The 15,958-nt window shown below is 71.1% G+C and carries 11 protein-coding genes; 6 read left to right on the plus strand and 5 right to left on the minus strand.

The genetic code is table 11. The features are described from left to right. Positions 1-91: 91 nt before the first annotated feature. From DEJ48_RS19745 to DEJ48_RS19755, 3 genes are all read right to left on the minus strand, one after another. Positions 92-985 carry a hypothetical protein gene (locus tag DEJ48_RS19745; protein WP_150217466.1) on the minus strand — a complete coding sequence of 298 codons (894 nt, stop codon included), beginning with the start codon at positions 983-985 and terminating at the stop codon, positions 92-94. Between the two features lie 180 nt (positions 986-1,165). After that, complete coding sequence (locus DEJ48_RS19750; protein WP_150217467.1) at positions 1,166-2,221, minus strand: metallophosphoesterase; 1,056 nt, start codon at positions 2,219-2,221, stop codon at positions 1,166-1,168. 242 nt (positions 2,222-2,463) lie between these two features. Next, positions 2,464-3,585, minus strand: coding sequence for a LacI family DNA-binding transcriptional regulator (locus DEJ48_RS19755; protein WP_055565761.1), 1,122 nt, complete (start codon positions 3,583-3,585; stop codon positions 2,464-2,466). A gap of 410 nt (positions 3,586-3,995) precedes the next feature. Here DEJ48_RS19755 and hisC point away from each other — a divergent pair, with 410 nt between their 5' ends. Beyond that, complete coding sequence (hisC, locus tag DEJ48_RS19760; RefSeq protein WP_150217468.1) at positions 3,996-5,078, plus strand: histidinol-phosphate transaminase; 1,083 nt, start codon at positions 3,996-3,998, stop codon at positions 5,076-5,078. A gap of 36 nt (positions 5,079-5,114) precedes the next feature. On the opposite strand, the gene DEJ48_RS19765 is transcribed toward hisC, so the two are convergent. After that, complete coding sequence (locus DEJ48_RS19765) at positions 5,115-5,489, minus strand: cyclophilin-like fold protein (protein WP_150217469.1); 375 nt, start codon at positions 5,487-5,489, stop codon at positions 5,115-5,117. 244 nt (positions 5,490-5,733) lie between these two features. On the opposite strand from DEJ48_RS19765, the gene DEJ48_RS19770 reads away from it, so the two are divergent. The 5 genes from DEJ48_RS19770 (at position 5,734) to DEJ48_RS19790 (ending at position 14,950) form a co-directional block, all read left to right on the plus strand. Further along, positions 5,734-7,284 (plus strand): cytochrome ubiquinol oxidase subunit I, encoded by a 1,551-nt coding sequence (locus DEJ48_RS19770; RefSeq protein ID WP_150217470.1) that lies wholly within the window; start codon positions 5,734-5,736, stop codon positions 7,282-7,284. Positions 7,285-7,303: 19 nt separating this feature from the next. Then, positions 7,304-8,308 (plus strand): cytochrome d ubiquinol oxidase subunit II, encoded by a 1,005-nt coding sequence (cydB, locus tag DEJ48_RS19775; RefSeq protein WP_150217471.1) that lies wholly within the window; start codon positions 7,304-7,306, stop codon positions 8,306-8,308. Positions 8,309-8,347: 39 nt separating this feature from the next. Beyond that, positions 8,348-11,938, plus strand: a complete 3,591-nt coding sequence (gene cydD / locus DEJ48_RS19780) for a thiol reductant ABC exporter subunit CydD (protein ID WP_411757467.1) — start codon at positions 8,348-8,350, stop codon at positions 11,936-11,938. A gap of 141 nt (positions 11,939-12,079) precedes the next feature. After that, the gene (locus DEJ48_RS19785; RefSeq protein ID WP_150221269.1) at positions 12,080-13,765 is read left to right on the plus strand and encodes a GAF domain-containing sensor histidine kinase; all 1,686 of its coding nucleotides are present in this window, start codon (positions 12,080-12,082) and stop codon (positions 13,763-13,765) included. Positions 13,766-13,897: 132 nt separating this feature from the next. Next, entirely contained in the window at positions 13,898-14,950 is a 1,053-nt protein-coding gene (locus DEJ48_RS19790; RefSeq protein WP_411757543.1) for a M23 family metallopeptidase, read from the plus strand. 39 nt (positions 14,951-14,989) lie between these two features. Here DEJ48_RS19790 and DEJ48_RS19795 read toward each other — a convergent pair whose 3' ends face one another. After that, positions 14,990-15,916: a Cof-type HAD-IIB family hydrolase gene (locus tag DEJ48_RS19795; protein WP_150217474.1), complete on the minus strand. Its 927-nt coding sequence runs from the start codon at positions 15,914-15,916 to the stop codon at positions 14,990-14,992. Between the last annotated feature and the right edge of the window lie 42 nt (positions 15,917-15,958).

The raw sequence follows: 15,958 nt of genomic DNA on the forward strand, positions 1-15,958 counted from the left end.
TCCCGCCCCTGATGGGCGGCGGGGCCACGAAGCGGTGGTACAGCCCCGAAGCGGTGGTACAGCCCCGAAGCGGTTCGGTTCGGCCGGTCCGCTACTCCGGCTTGTGGTCGGGACCGCCGAAGTCGGGGCTGGAGAAGTCGGGGCTCGAGTAGCTCGGGCGCGGTCCCGCCGGGCCGCCGTCCGGGCTGCTGAACCCCGGCCTGTGATAGCCGAGTTGAGGCATGCGGCTGTTGGCGCCTGCGCCGCTCGACTTCCCCGACGGCGTACGACCGGCGGGAGTGCCGCCGGGCTCCGTCAGGGCCTCCCGGAGGAACGGCACGACGCCCCGCTCGAGGAGCGCCCGGCCCCAGTCTTCCCTGGCTCGGGACACCTCCTCGTGCCGCTCGCCGTGGAGCCCCGCCGGGAGCGAGGTGGACCCGTTGCGCAGGGCGGTCAGGAGCAGACCGCCCGCGGCGACCAGGATGCCCCCCGCGGTGAGCGCGCCGAACAGCCATCCCGCGGTGAGCAGGGTGTCCGCGAAGGCGGGCTCGGGGTTGAGCATCTTCAGGATGTAGCCGACGAGCAGGAAGATCGCGGCGGCCGTGCCCGCGAGGACGGGGGCGAGGACCGCGACCACGGCGATCGCTCCGGCGCCCGCCGCTGCCGCCGGTTCGGCGACCTCGCCCATCGTGGTGGCGAGGCCGACGCCGCCGGAGCCCGACTCCGCGGCGCTCTGTCCGCTCCCTTCGCGGATCGAGGTGGATGTCGGTCGAGGTTCGCGCAACTCCTCGCGAACCTTCACGTAGTGCGCGTACTCGGCCGCGGCCGCGGCCGTGATCAGTGCTGTCGCGTTCAGGGCCATGGTGCGCAGTTGTTCGGTGTTGAGCCGCCGGCCCACTGCGGCGAGTTCGGGACGGTCAGGTGCGGTGCGCAGCGCCTCGTCGAGGATCCGCTCGTACTCGGGGCGGTCCTCATTGAGCAGGTGTGGAGCGCTGTTCATGTGCATCCCCCGATGCTCCGTAGGGCTGAGGCTCGCATGGCTACGAGCCGTTGGGCAGAAACGGAGGGGAGCCTGCTACGGATAAGCCGATGGTAGAGCCGTGACGGCACGCGGTGACAGGGGGTTTCCGGAAATTGCCCCCCTGGCCAGCGTGATCGTGTAGGGGGGCGGTGTCTTGTTTAACGCTCAGACAGATAGCGGGAGTTGGCAGACCAGCAGCTTTCCGGCCATGGTCACTCCGCCGTCCATGGCGATGGCCAGACCGTCGGCGTACACGTGCGGGCCCTCGATGACCGGTCCCGCGCCGTCCGACTCGTCCTCGGAGCCGACGTCGCCCAGGAGGTAGGGGATGGGGCTGTGACCGTGGACGATGCGCGTGCCGCCGTACATGTCGAGGAGTTCGCGCACGGCGGAGGGGCCCGACTCGTCGCGGAACGCGAAGCGCTTGGTGAACTTGCGGAAGAGGTCCCAGCATTCGTCCGCGTCGTTGCGCGTGAGGGTCTCCCGGATGGTGTCGTTCACCGCCTCGATCGAGTCACCGTAATCCAGATAGGCGGTCGTGTCGGAGTGCACGAGCAGGTGGCCGTCGGCCTCCTCCATGGCGTCGAGGCGGGCCATCCATTGCAGGTGGTGGTCCTCCAGGCGCTCCATGTCGGTCTTCTGCCCGCCGTTCAGGAGCCAGGCGGCCTGGAAGGTGGCGGTGCCGGCGCCCGAGTTCACCGGGGTGTCGCCGAAGCGTTTTGCGCCGAGCAGGAGCAGCTCGTGGTTGCCCATGAGCGCCTTGCAGTAGCCACCGGCGGCGGCGGCCTCCGCGGAGAGCCGCATCACGAGGTCGATGACGCCGATGCCGTCGGGCCCGCGGTCGGTGAAGTCGCCGAGGAACCAGAGGCGCGCGTTCCCCGCGGACCAGTTGCCCTCGGCGTCGAGGAGGCCCTGCTCCTGGAGGGCCGCGACGAGCTCGTCCAGGTAACCGTGGACGTCGCCGACGACGAACAGCGGGCCGTACTCCTCGCTCGCCCGCGGCTGCGGGGGCTCCGGCATGACCTGCACCTGGACGGTGTCGCCGCGGTTGATGACCGGCAGGTCGCGCTGGGTCGGGGTGTATCCCTCGTCCGGCGCGGCGACCGGTGCGCCGGGGCTCGCCGGGGCGGGTCCGGTCGTCTCATGGATGTACGCGGGAACGCGGAAGTCGCGCAGCGTCGCCGTCCGCACATCGGGTCCCTGACCGGCCCCCTGAGTCATCGACCCCTCCACCACCATTGCGCCGCATCTGCACCGAGATCGGACTGCTTGGTCGCAGCGGCCCGCGGTGTCGTCCGCCCATCATAGGAATGCGGCTCCCGCTGTGTGGTGCACCAGGGGTGGTGAATCGGTGCCGGAGCACGATTCGCCGCGCTTTTCTCCCGAATTGGGCAGAGGTTTCCCCGCTGGTGGCGGGTTGGACGCCTACCTCTGCCCGCGTCGGGGATGGCGGGCGGGAGCGATCAGCCGGAGCCGGGCGAGCGGGGCGGGCTGACCGTCGTGCGCGGGGGCCGTCGCTCGGACGAGGTGCGCACGATCAGTTCGGTCGGTATCACCTGCTCGACGGGACGGCCCGAATCGAGGCCCTCGATGGCGTCGATCAAGAGCTGGACGACGGCCGTGCCGATGCGCCGCGGTTTGAGCGAGAGCGTGGTGATGGGCGGTTCCGTGGTGGCGTACACCGTCGATTCGCTGCAGCAGACGAGCAGCAGGTCGTCGGGGACGCGCAGGCCGTACCGCCGGGCGGCGGCGAGCAGGTCGGTGCCATTGGGGTCGAAGAGGCCGTAGACGGCGTCGGGCCGGTCGGGTCTGGCGAGCAGCCGGTCGGCGGCGACGGCGCCCGCGCACGGGTCGTGTGCGGGATAGGACTCGTAGACGGGGTCCTGGCCGACGCGTTCGCACCAGCGCAGGTACGCGGTCGTGGACAGGTGGGTGTACGTGTCCGTGGTGGTGCCGGTGAGGAGGCCGATCCGGCGGGCGCCGGCGGCGGCCAGGTGGTCGAGGATCTCCAGGACCGCGGCCTCGTGGTCGTTGTCGACCCAGGCGGTGACCGGCAGGGACCCTGCCGGGCGGCCGTCGGAGACCACGGGCAGGCCCTGTCGGACCAGCTCGCTGACCACGGGGTCGTGGTCGGAGGGGTCGACGACCACGGTGCCGTCGAGTGCGACGTTGGACCACACGTCGACGGGGCTGCGGCGGGAGGTGGCGGGCAGGATGACCAGGGCGTAGCCCCGGGCGAGGGCGGCCGAGGTGGCGGCTCTGGCCATCTCGGCGAAGTAGGCGAATTCGGTGAAGGTGAAAGGTTCATCCCCGTACGTCGTCACGGTCAGGCCGATGAGGCCGGACTTGCCGGTACGGAGGGTGCGGGCCGCGGCGGACGGGCGGTAGCCCAGCCGTTCTGCGACCTCGCGGACGTGGCGTCGGGTGGCGTCGGGCAGCCGACCCTTGCCGTTGAGGGCGTCGGAGACAGTCGTGATGGAGACACCGGCGGCGGCGGCGACGTCTCTGATGCCCGCTCGACTCTGCCGGTTGCCCCGGCGTGCGGTCTCCGCTCGGCTCACCTGGTGCTTCCCTGCTGCTGTCATGGCGAGCCGATAGTAGGGCTCATGAGGGTGGGTAGCAGGGGCGCATATTCACTCGTTGACAGGCACGTTTCTGCATGGCGGAAGAGGGTCAATGACCTTGGAATGCAAGGGAGTTGAACGGTTCAAGGGGTAGCTGCCCCTGATCGTCCCGCACGGGCCTGCCAAAGGTGTCAGGTCTCGAAGAGGTCTCAACTCACCTTCACGAGGGACGCGCGCCACGGAGCGAGCCACCGGCGCATGGGGGAGCATGGGGCGCTCCCCCCTCTCCGCGCGCCTTGCGCGGGGGACGGATCCGGAGGGTTCGTACGCGGATTCCGGCAGCCCATTGCAGCGGGGCCGAATCCTCATAAGGTGAGCAGTATTCGAACTGATGTGACGGCACGAGTGTGCATGGCTAGAGGAGGACTGCGGTGAGCGAGACGAACCCGAGGCTGCGCGCCGAGCTGGAGGGGATCCCCACCTACAAGCCGGGCAAGCCCGCTGCGGCGGCCGACGGTCCCGCGGCCTACAAGCTGTCCTCCAACGAGAACCCCTATCCGCCGCTGCCCGGCGTGATGGAGAGCGCACTCGCCGCCGCCGGGACCTTCAACCGCTACCCCGACATGGCGTGCACGGCCCTGATGAGCGAGCTGGCCGACCGCTTCGGAGTGCCCGCGTCGCACATCGCCACCGGCACCGGTTCCGTCGGCGTCGCCCAGCAGCTGCTGCAGGCCACCTCGGGGCCGGGTGACGAGGTGATCTACGCGTGGCGCTCCTTCGAGGCGTACCCGATCATCACGCAGGTCAGCGGCGCGACGTCGGTGCGGGTGCCGCTGACGGACGGCGAGGTGCACGACCTCGACGCGATGGCCGACGCCATCACCGACCGCACCCGTCTCATCTTCGTCTGCAACCCCAACAACCCCACGGGCACCGTCGTCCGCAGGGCGGAGCTCGAGCGGTTCCTCGACCGTGTGCCGAAGGACGTCCTGGTCGTCCTGGACGAGGCGTACCGCGAGTTCATCCGTGACCCCGAGGTGCCGGACGGCATCGAGATCTACCGCGACCGCCCGAACGTCTGCGTTCTGCGGACGTTCTCGAAGGCGTACGGCCTCGCGGGGCTGCGCGTCGGCTTCGCGGTCGCCCACGAGCCGGTGGCCGCCGCGCTGCGCAAGACGGCGGTGCCCTTCGGCGTGAGCCAGCTGGCGCAGGACGCGGCGGTGGCGTCGCTGCGTGCCGAGGACGAGCTGATGGGCCGGGTCGGGTCGCTGGTCGGCGAGCGCACGCGGGTGGTCGAGGCGCTGCGGGGGCAGGGCTGGACGGTGCCCGAGACGCAGGCGAACTTCGTGTGGCTGCGGCTCGGGGACCGTACGACGGACTTCGCCACGGCGTGCGAGAAGGCCGGTGTGGTCGTGCGGCCCTTCGCGGGCGAGGGCATGCGGGCCACGATCGGCGAGACCGAGGCCAACGACCTCTTCCTACAGGCGGCGGAGGCCTTCCGCAAGGAGCTCTAGGCCGTCCTCGCCGGGTGCGTCTTCGCTGGGTGCGCCCTAGTCCTGGACGAGTTCGACCCGTACGGGGTCGCCGGCGCGCACGGAGGCCAGTTTCCCCGGGTCGCCGTCGATCCGGCCCAGGAGGTTGCACGGGCTCGCGAGGCGGCATTCGTCGCCGCGCGAGATCGGGGTCGGCCCGTAGGGGAGTGCGAGGGCGTCCCCGTCGGTCCAGAAGGCGACCGTGCCGGGCTCGACGACCTGTTGGGCGTCGGGTTCGCGCGGGACGCTGACGCCCGTGTCGAAGTAGACCTCTTCGCCCCAGGTGTTGGCGGTGGCGGAGAGCGGCAGGGCCTTGCCGAGCTCCTGGCTGGTCGGAGTCTCGGCGAGGGTCGCGGTGAGGTGGCCTGCGGGCCAGGAGATCCGTATCTGCATGGCGCGGATTCAACAATATGTTGAAGTTCCAGGGAAGGCCTCGGGCGTATCCGTCCGGGGCCTTTTCTCGCGCCCGAGGCGTTTCCCTCGGTAAGAGGGACCCCCCTTTGGGGCTCCGGTCATCAGTACGACATAATGCTTGTGAATGTGAACGCGTTCACAAGCGTGCCCCGTTTCGTCCCGAGATGGGTGGGAAAAATGGGGCGACTGGTCTCTGTGGGCACGGCGAGTAAGGAGAGACGCAGTGGACCTGGCTCTGGCGCCGGAAACCCTGGCGCGATGGCAGTTCGGCATCACGACCGTCTACCACTTCCTGTTCGTCCCCCTGACGATCTCGCTCGCCGCCCTGACGGCGATCCTCGAGACGGCATGGGTGCGGACGGGCAAGGAGCACTACCTCAGGGCGACGAAGTTCTGGGGAAAGCTGTTCCTGATCAATATCGCCATGGGTGTCGTCACCGGCATCGTGCAGGAGTTCCAGTTCGGCATGAACTGGTCCGACTACTCCCGCTTCGTCGGTGACGTCTTCGGGGCGCCGCTCGCCTTCGAGGCGCTGATCGCCTTCTTCTTCGAGTCGACCTTCATCGGCCTGTGGATCTTCGGCTGGGACAAGCTGCCGAAGAAGCTGCACTGCGCGACGATCTGGATCGTCTCCATCGGCACGGTCCTGTCGGCGTACTTCATCATCGCCGCCAACGCCTTTATGCAGCACCCGGTCGGCTACAAGATCGTGGAGCGGGACGGCACCAAGCGCGCGGAGCTCACCGACTTCGCGAAGGTGCTCTTCCAGGAGACGACGCTGGTCAACTTCTTCCACGTCATCTCGGCGGCCATCCTGGTCGGCGGCGCCTTCATGACCGGCATCGCCATCGTCCACCTGCGCAAGAAGCAGCACATCCGCACCATGCGGATGTCGATGCGGCTCGGCCTGGTCACCGCGTTCGTCGGCACCCTGCTCACCGTCGTCAGCGCCGACACCCTCGGCAAGGTGATGTACGAGCAGCAGCCGATGAAGATGTCGGCCGCCGAGGCGCTGTGGGAGACCGAGAAGCCGGCGCCGTTCTCGCTCTTCGCGTACGGCGATGTCGCCAAGGGACACAACGACGTCGCCATCGAGGTGCCCGGCGTCCTGTCCTTCCTCGCCAAGAACAACTTCAGCGCCGAGATCCCCGGCATCAACGACCTCAACAAGCAGGCGCAGGAGAAGTACGGGCCCGGCGACTACCGGCCCAACATCCCCACCACCTACTGGTCGTACCGCTGGATGATCGGCTTCGGCGGCGTCTCGATGGCGCTGTGCACCGCGGGCCTGTGGCTGACGCGGAAGAAGTTCTGGCTCGCACCCGAGCACCGCACCGGTGCCGACGACGTCCCCAAGCTGATGCTCACCAAGAACACGGAGCTGTCGCCGAAGCTCGGCAACTGGTGGTGGCGGCTCTCGCAGTGGACGTTGATCTTCCCCCTCATCGGCACCGCCTGGGGCTGGATCTTCACCGAGACGGGACGACAGCCCTGGGTGGTCTACGGAGTCCTGCGCACCCGGGACGCGGTCTCCCCCGGGGTCTCGCAGGGCGAGGTGCTCACCTCACTCATCGGGTTCACGCTGATCTACGCGATCCTCGCCGTGATCGAGGTGAAGCTGCTGCTCAAGTACGTCAGGAAGGGCCCGCCCGAGCTGACGGAGGCGGACCTCAACCCGCCCACCAAGATCGGCGGACCCGGCTCGGGCAAGGGCACCGGCTCGGACTCCGACTCCGATTCCGACGCCGACCGGCCCATGGCCTTCTCGTACTGAAGGAAGGAGTGACGCGGACATGGAACTTCACGACGTCTGGTTCGTACTGATCGCCGTCCTGTGGATCGGCTACTTCTTCCTGGAGGGCTTCGACTTCGGGATCGGCATTCTGACCAAGCTGCTCGCCCGTGACCGGGTCGAGAAGCGGGTCCTCATCAACACCATCGGGCCCGTCTGGGACGGCAACGAGGTCTGGCTGCTCACCGCGGGCGGCGCGACCTTCGCCGCCTTCCCCGACTGGTACGCGACGCTCTTCTCCGGGTTCTACCTGCCGCTGCTGATCATCCTGATCTGCCTGATCGTGCGCGGCGTCGCCTTCGAGTACCGCGCCAAGCGGCCGGAGGAACGCTGGCAGACCAACTGGGAACACGCGATCTTCTGGACCTCGCTGATCCCGGCGGTGCTGTGGGGCGTCGCGTTCGGCAACATCGTGCGGGGCGTGAAGATCGACGCCCACAAGGAGTACGTGGGCAACTTCTGGGACCTGCTCAACCCGTACGCGATCCTCGGCGGCCTGGTCACCCTGACGCTGTTCACCTTCCACGGCGCGGTGTTCGCCTCGCTGAAGACCGTGGGCGACATCCGGATGCGGGCGCGGAAGACGGCGCTCGGCCTGGGGCTCGTCACCGCTGTTCTCGCCCTCGGTTTCATGATCTGGACCCAGGCCGACAAGGGGGACGGCAAGAGCCTGATCGCGATGATCGTGGCGGTGGTCGCCCTGGTGGGAGCCATCGCGGCCATCAAGATCGGCCGTGAGGGCTGGTCGTTCGCGCTGTCGGGGATCACGATCGCGGCGGCCGTCGCGATGCTCTTCCTCACGCTCTTCCCGAACGTCATGCCGTCGTCGCTGAACGAGGAGTGGAGCCTGACGGTCACCAACGCCTCGTCCAGCCCGTACACCCTCAAGATCATGACGTGGTGCGCGGGCATCGCGACGCCGGTCGTGCTGCTCTACCAGTCGTGGACGTACTGGGTGTTCCGCAAGCGGATCGGGACGCAGCACATCGCGGACGCCGCGCACTGAGACCGCTACGAACTGCCCGTTCCCTGCTCTTCGGAGGGTGTGTTTCACGTGAAACCGATCGACCCGCGTCTGCTCCGGTACGCCCGCGCCACTCGCTTCTTCCTTGTCGCGGTCGTGGTCCTGGGGCTGGCCGGAGCGGGCCTGGTCGTCGGACAGGCGATGCTCATCGCCGAGATCGTGGTGGGCGCCTTCCAGGACGGGCACTCCGTAGGTGACCTGGGCACTCCCCTGGTGCTGCTCGCGGTGGTCGCGGCAGGACGGGGGCTGGTCTCCTGGCTGACCGAGCTCGCCGCGCACCGGGCGAGCGCGGCGGTCAAGTCCGAGCTGCGGGGACGGCTTCTGGAGCGGGCGGGGGAGCTCGGCCCGGGGTGGCTGACCGGTCAGCGGACCGGTTCGCTCGTCTCGCTCGCGACGCGCGGCGTGGACGCGCTCGACGACTACTTCTCGCGCTACCTGCCGCAGTTGGGGCTGGCCGTGGTGGTGCCGGTGGCGGTGCTCGCCCGCATCGTCACCGAGGACTGGGTGTCGGCGGCGATCATCGTCGTGACGCTGCCGCTCATCCCGGTGTTCATGATCCTGATCGGCTGGGCCACGCAGAACCGCATGGACCGCCAATGGCGGCTCCTCTCGCGCCTGTCGGGGCACTTCCTCGATGTGGTCGCGGGGCTGCCGACCCTGAAGGTGTTCGGCCGTGCCAAAGCGCAGGCCGAGTCGATCCGCAAGATCACCGGTGAGTACCGGCAGGCGACGATGCGGACGCTGCGCATCGCTTTCCTGTCGTCGTTCGCCCTGGAACTGCTCGCGACGATCTCGGTCGCGCTGGTCGCGGTCACGATCGGCATGCGGCTCGTCCACGGCGAGATGGAGCTGTACGACGGACTCGTCGTCCTCGTCCTCGCTCCCGAGGCCTACCTGCCCCTGCGGCAGGTCGGCGCGCAGTACCACGCGGCGGCGGAGGGGCTCTCGGCCGCCGAGGAGATCTTCGAGGTCCTGGAGACCCCGGTGCCGGCTGCCGGGACCGGGGCGGCGCCTTCGGGTGTCCTGAGCGTGGAGGGCGTGACGGTCCGGTACCCGGGGCGGACGGCCGACGCCGTCTCCGGGGCGTCCCTCGAGGTCGCGCCCGGGGAGACCGTGGCGCTCGTGGGCCCCAGCGGGGTGGGCAAGTCGACGCTGCTGAACGTGGTGCTCGGCTTCGTGCGGCCCGTCGAGGGGCGGGTGTGCGTCGGGGGCGTCGATCTGGCGGAGGTCTCGCCCGAGCGGTGGCGCGAGCGCGTCGCGTGGGTGCCGCAGCGGCCGCACCTGTTCGCCGGGAGCGTCGCGGAGAACGTACGGCTGGCGCGGCCGGACGCGGACGACGCGCTGCTGCGGGACGCGCTGCGGGACGCGGGTGCGCTGGAGTTCGTGGACGCGCTGCCCGACGGGGTGGAGACCCTCCTCGGGGAGGACGGCACCGGACTCTCCGCCGGGCAGCGGCAACGGCTCGCGCTGGCCCGCGCGTTCCTCGCGGACCGGCCCGTGGTGCTGCTCGACGAGCCGACGGCGGCGCTGGACGGCGGGACCGAGGCGGGCGTGGTGGAAGCGGTTCGCCGACTGGCCGTCGGGCGGACGGTTCTGCTGGTCGTGCACCGGCCCGCGCTGCTGGCCGTCGCCGACCGCGTGGTGCGGTTGGAGGTGGGCGACGGCGTTGCCCACCCGGTCGCCGGCAGCAAGGCCGGTCCGGCCGCCCGCGGCACGGAGGGCGTGGCCGGTGACGCGATGAGGCCCGACGCTCCGAAGAGCGAGCCCACGAGTGAGCCGTCGCGTTCGGGCGCCGGGGTGCTGGCCAGGGTCCGGGACGCCGCCCAGGCGCGGCGCGGACAGCTGGCGCTCGCGCTGCTCCTGGGAAGCCTCGCGCTCGCCAGCGCCGTCGGGCTCATGGCCACCTCCGGATGGCTGATCTCGCGCGCCTCGGAACAGCCCCCGGTGATGTACCTGATGATCGCCGTGACGGCGACCCGCGCCTTCGGCATCGGCCGCGCCGTCTTCCGGTACGCCGAGCGCCTCGTCTCGCACGACGCCGTGCTGCGGATGCTCGCCGACACCCGGGTCGCCGTCTACCGCCGCCTGGAGCGGCTGGCCCCGGCAGGGCTGCGCGGCGCACGGCGCGGCGACCTCCTCACCCGGCTGGTCGCCGACGTCGACGCGCTCCAGGACTACTGGCTGCGCTGGCTGCTCCCGGCCGCCTCCGCCGCCGTCGTCGGCGCGGGAGCCGTCGGGTTCACCGCCTGGCTGCTGCCCGAGGCGGGTGCCGTGCTCGCCGCCGGACTGCTCGCGGCGGGTGTCGCCGTGCCGCTGGTGAGCGGCGCCGTGGCCCGCCGCGCGGAGCGAAAGCTGGCTCCCGCGCGCGGGGTGCTCGCCACGCGTGTGGCCGACCTGCTCACGGGGACCGCGGAGCTGACCGTCGCGGGTGCGCTGAAGCGGCGTACCGCCAGGGCCGGTGAGGCCGATGCCGAGTTGACCCGCATCGCCTCCCGCGGCGCCACCGCCACCGCGCTCGGCGACGGACTCGGCGCCCTCGTCACCGGGCTCACCGTGGCCGCGGCCGCGCTCGTCGGCGTGCAGGCAGTCCATGACGGCCGGCTCAGCGGCGTCGCCCTCGCCGCGGTCGTCCTCACCCCGCTCGCCGCCTTCGAGGCGGTGATGGGGCTGCCCCTCGCCGTGCAGTACCGCCAGCGGGTCCTGAAGAGCGCTGAGCGCGTCTACGAAGTCCTCGACGCACCCGTGCCGGTACCCGAGCCCGCCGAGCCCGCACAGGCGCCTCAGACGCCCTTCCCGCTGCGTGTCGAGGGGCTGCGCGCACGCTACGAGGGTCAGGACCGGGACGCCCTCGCGGGCGTCGGCCTCACGCTGGAGCGCGGACGCCGGATCGCCGTCGTCGGGCCGTCCGGATCCGGCAAGACGACGCTGGCGCAGGTGCTGCTGCGATTCCTCGGAGCGTACGAAGGGACGTACACACTCGGTGGGACGGACGCGCTCGGTGGGACGACGGGCGCGGCCGGTGGAACGCACGTGGCCGGTGGGGCGGGCGCGGCCGGTGGCGGCGGCGTGCCCGCGCTGGACGGCGACACCGTGCGGCGCATGGTCGGCCTGTGCGCGCAGGACGCCCACATCTTCGACAGCTCCGTGCGTGAGAACCTGCTGCTCGCCAAGAAGGACGCCACGGACGACGAACTGCGCGACGCCCTGGAGCGTGCGCGGCTCGACGACTGGGCCTACGCGCTGCCCGACGGTCTCGACACGCTCGTCGGCGAGCACGGCGCGCGGCTCTCCGGAGGGCAGCGGCAGCGGCTCGCGCTGGCCCGCGCGCTCCTCGCCGACTTCCCCGTCCTCGTACTGGACGAGCCCGCCGAGCACCTCGACCTGCCGACCGCCGACGCCCTGACCGCGGACCTCCTGGCCGCGACCGAGGGGCGCACGACGCTGCTCATCACCCACCGGCTGGCCGGGCTCGACGCCGTGGACGAGGTGATCGTCCTGGACGCGGGCCGGGTGGCGCAGCGCGGCACGTACGCGGAACTGGCGGCGGAGGAGGGGCCGCTGCGGCGGATGCTGGACGTCGAGAGGGCGGCAGATCTGCTGGTGGCCGGGTGAAGGCGGCCCGGTGCGCACGGTCTCGAGTGGCCCGACGTGTACAGCTTCGACTTTCCCCGGTAAATAGGACTTACTAGGCTCAAAGGCATGTCAGTACCCTCGGCCTCAGCCGACTCCCCGCTCCCCGACGGCTCACCGGACATGGTGGAAGCCGCGGCGGGGCGGGCGACCCGCAGCCTCCAAGGGCTGTCCCCCGAGCTGACATCGCGGGTGCCGCAGCTGCTCGAAGCCATGCGATCGGTCGGCACCGGGCTCGAACTGCACACCACCCTGGACCGCATCTGCGAGACCGCCGCCGAGCTCGCGGACGCGCACTACGCCGCGATCGGCGTCGTCGCCGAGGACGGCGAGGGCCTCTCCGACTTCGTCTACCACGGCATCGACGAAGCGACCGCGGAGCGGATCGGGCGCCTTCCGGACGGACACCGCGGGCTCCTCGGCGCCCTCATCCACCAGCCGAGGACGCTGCGTCTGGCGGACCTCTCCGCCGACCCGCGCTCCTGCGGCTTTCCGGCCCACCACCCGCCGATGCGGACGTTCCTCGGCGTCCCCATCCGCGTCCAGGGCGAGATCTTCGGAAACCTCTACCTGACCGAGAAGCGCGACGGCGCGGAATTCAACGACTACGACGTGCACATGGTCCGTGTCCTCGCCACGGAGGCGGGCATCGCCATCGGCAACGCGCGCCTCTACGAAGCGGCCAAACAGCGCGAACGGTGGATCGACGGCTCCGTGGCGGTGACCACCGCACTGCTGTCCGGCAGCGACGCCGAGGAAGCACTCGCGGTCGTCGCCGAGCAGGCCAGGCACCTCGCGGACTCCGCCGCCGGCATCGTGCTGCTGCCCGACGACGAGGGCGGCATGGAGGTCGTCGCCGTCTCCTCCGACGAGCCCAGCGGGGCGCTCGGCGTGATCGTCCCTCCGGAGAGCCGCATCGTCGCCGACCTCCTGGAAGGAGAGTCGGTCTTCGTCGACGACGCGGCGTCCGACCCCCGCATCATGACCGACATCGCCCGCGCCTACGGCCCCGTCATGATGCTGCCCCTCCAGAGCGACGGCCGTGTCCTGGGGACGCTCGTGACGCCCCGCGCGCGTGGGGCGCGCCCTTTCAGCGAGGCGGAGCGGACCCTCGCCACCCAGTTCGCCTCGCAGGCCGCGCTCGCGCTGATGATGGCCGAGGCCCAGCGGGACCGGGAGCGGCTCGCGGTGTACGAGGACCGCGACCGGATCGCCAGGGACCTGCACGACCTCGTCATCCAGCGGCTGTTCGCGACCGGGATGATGCTGGAGAGCGCGCAGCGCAGGTCGGTCGTGCCGGAGGTGCAGGTCGGTGTCGGCAGGGCCGTCGACGAGCTGGACGTGACGATCCAGGAGATCCGCACGGCGATCTTCGCGCTGCAGCAGGGTCCCGCGGAGGCGCCGTCGGGGCTGCGCACCCGCGTCCTGCGCGAGATCAACATGGCCGCCGTGCCGCTGGGCTTCAAGCCCTCGCACCACTTCGTGGGCCCCGTCGACGCGGTGGTCGGCGAACTGACGGGCAAGAACCTCATCGCGGCGCTCCGGGAGGCGCTGTCCAACGCGTTCCGGCATGCGCAGGCGGCCCGTATCGACGTCGTCGTGGACTCGACGGTGGTCCTCGCGGACGGGCAGCACGGCGTACGTCTGACGGTCGCCGACGACGGCGTGGGCATCGCGGAGGGCGGTCGGCGCAGCGGCCTGAAGAACCTCAAGCGGCGGGCCGAGTCGCTCGGCGGCGACAGCTGGTACGGGCCGGGCATCGGCGAGGAGGGGGGCGGGACGACGGTGGTGTGGGAAGCGCCGTACTGACCGCCCCTGTTCGGAGGTGACCACCGCCCTGTTCGGCGGTACGCGTCTGGGCCGTACGGGGCACCGCGTCCCCCGGTACACGAGTCCCACAGGGCCCGTGCCGCCCGGCGGGAAACGATCCGTGTCATGCCTCTGCGCCGCCGCCGTCCGCACCCGTTCGTCTGTGTGCCGGTGCTGCTGTGCGCGCTGCTCGGACCCGCCCCGCCCGCCGCCTCCTCTTCCTCGGATTCCTCGGACACAGGCCCTAGTGCGAGCGCCGACGTGGCGCGGCTCTACGAAGAGGCCTCCGCCGCGACCGCACGCTATGTAGAGGGCCGTCGGGCGGCGCGCGTCCAGAAGAAGAAGGTCCGGAAACTGGACCGACTCCTGGTCGCGAAGCGGCGTCACATGGCGGTGCTGCACGCGGACCTGGGCAGGCTGGCCAGCGCCCAGTACCGCTCAGGAGGCGGACTGCCCTACACCGTGCAGCTCCTCCTGGCCGAAAGCCCGGACGCCTTCATGCGCGGCAAGCAGGCCATGCTGCAGGCGGACCTGGCCGTCAACAGTGCCGTCGCCAAGACCCGGCGTGCGGCGTCGGGCCTCGCCGTCGCCAAGCGCAGGGCGGACCGCGCCAAACGCTCCCTGGACCGGCGCAACGCGCGCCTGGGCGACCTCAAGCGCGGTATCGAACGGAAGCTGGAGACCGCGCGGTGGACCCTGCAGGGCGAGGCCGACCGGTCGGTCGCCGCGGGGCGGTGCCGTGGTGCCGTACGGCTGACGCAGCAGCGGACGCCCGTCACGCGCGCGTGGGTGACGCCCGTGGAGTCGTACGAGCTCTCGGCGGGGTTCGACAGCGCCGGTGAGCGCTGGGCGCACCGGCACACCGGGCAGGACTTCGCCGTCGGCATCGGGGCGCCGGTGCGGTCGGTCGGTGCCGGGCGGGTGGAGAGCGTGTCGTGCGGCGGGGGCTTCGGCATCGAGGTCGTGGTGCGGCACGCGGGCGGGTACTTCACGCAGTACGCGCACCTCGCGGCCGTCACCGTCGACCAGGGGGACCGGGTACGGACGGGGCAGTGGGTCGGGCAGGCGGGCACGACCGGCAACTCCACAGGGCCGCACCTGCACTTCGAGGTCCGGCTCACGCCCTACCTGGGGTCGGGGGTGGACCCGCGGAAGTGGCTGGCGGAGCGAGGGGTCGCCTTGTGAACGTGGGGCTGATGTCAGACGTCGAACGTGGGGCTGGTGTCAGACGCCGTCCGACGCCCGCCGGTCCGCCAGAATCTGCTCGATCACGACCGCCACCCCGTCGTCGTTGTTGGCGACCGTGCGCCCGGAGGCCGCGGCGATGACGTCCGGGTGGGCGTTGCCCATCGCGTACGACGTACCCGCCCAGGTGAGCATCTCGATGTCGTTCGGCATGTCTCCGAAGGCGACGACTTCCGCGGGCGTGATGCCGCGCTCGGCGCAGTACAGCTCCAGGGTGCTCGCCTTGGAGACGCCCGGGCCGCTGATCTCCAGGAGGGCGCTGGGGCTCGACCGGGTGACCGTCGCGCGGTCGCCGATGGCCGCGCGGGCGAGGATCAGGAACTCGTCGGGCGCGAGACCGGGGTGGAATGCGAGCACCTTCAGTACGGGCTGTTCGGCGACCGCGGAGTCCGCGAGGGTCTCGGCGAGCAGCTTCTCGGCGGGCGCGACGCTCTCGCCCGGCTCCATGTGGAGCGGTGGGTACGTCTCCTCGTGGTGCAGTCCCCCGGTCCGCTCGATCGCGAAGGACGTGCCCGGCGCGGCGGCGCGCAGCCGGCGCACGACGTCGAGGGCGCACTCCCGCGTCAGCTCGCGGACCTTGACGAAGCTGTGGGTGCCGGGGCCGCCGTGCAGGTCGACGACCGCGGCGCCGTTGCCGCAGATGGCGAGGCCGTGGCCGTGGACGTGGGCACTGACGACGTCCATCCAGCGCGCCGGGCGACCGGTCACGAAGAAGACCTCGATCCCGGCGGCCTCGGCGGCGGCGAGGGCGGCGACCGTGCGGTCGGAGACCGACTTGTCGTCGCGCAGCAATGTGCCGTCCAGGTCCGTCGCGATCAGCCGGGGCCGCGGCCGCGGTGCGGCCGGGCTGCTGGCTGCGGGGGCGGAGGGGGCCGGGGTCCGGGGCCCAGGGGTAGCTGAGGTCACGCCGTCGATTGTCCCGCACATGTCTGCACGGGCGTGCGCTGG

The sequence above is a fragment of the Streptomyces venezuelae genome (genome assembly GCF_008642315.1).
Taxonomy (GTDB): Bacteria; Actinomycetota; Actinomycetes; order Streptomycetales; family Streptomycetaceae; genus Streptomyces; species Streptomyces venezuelae_D.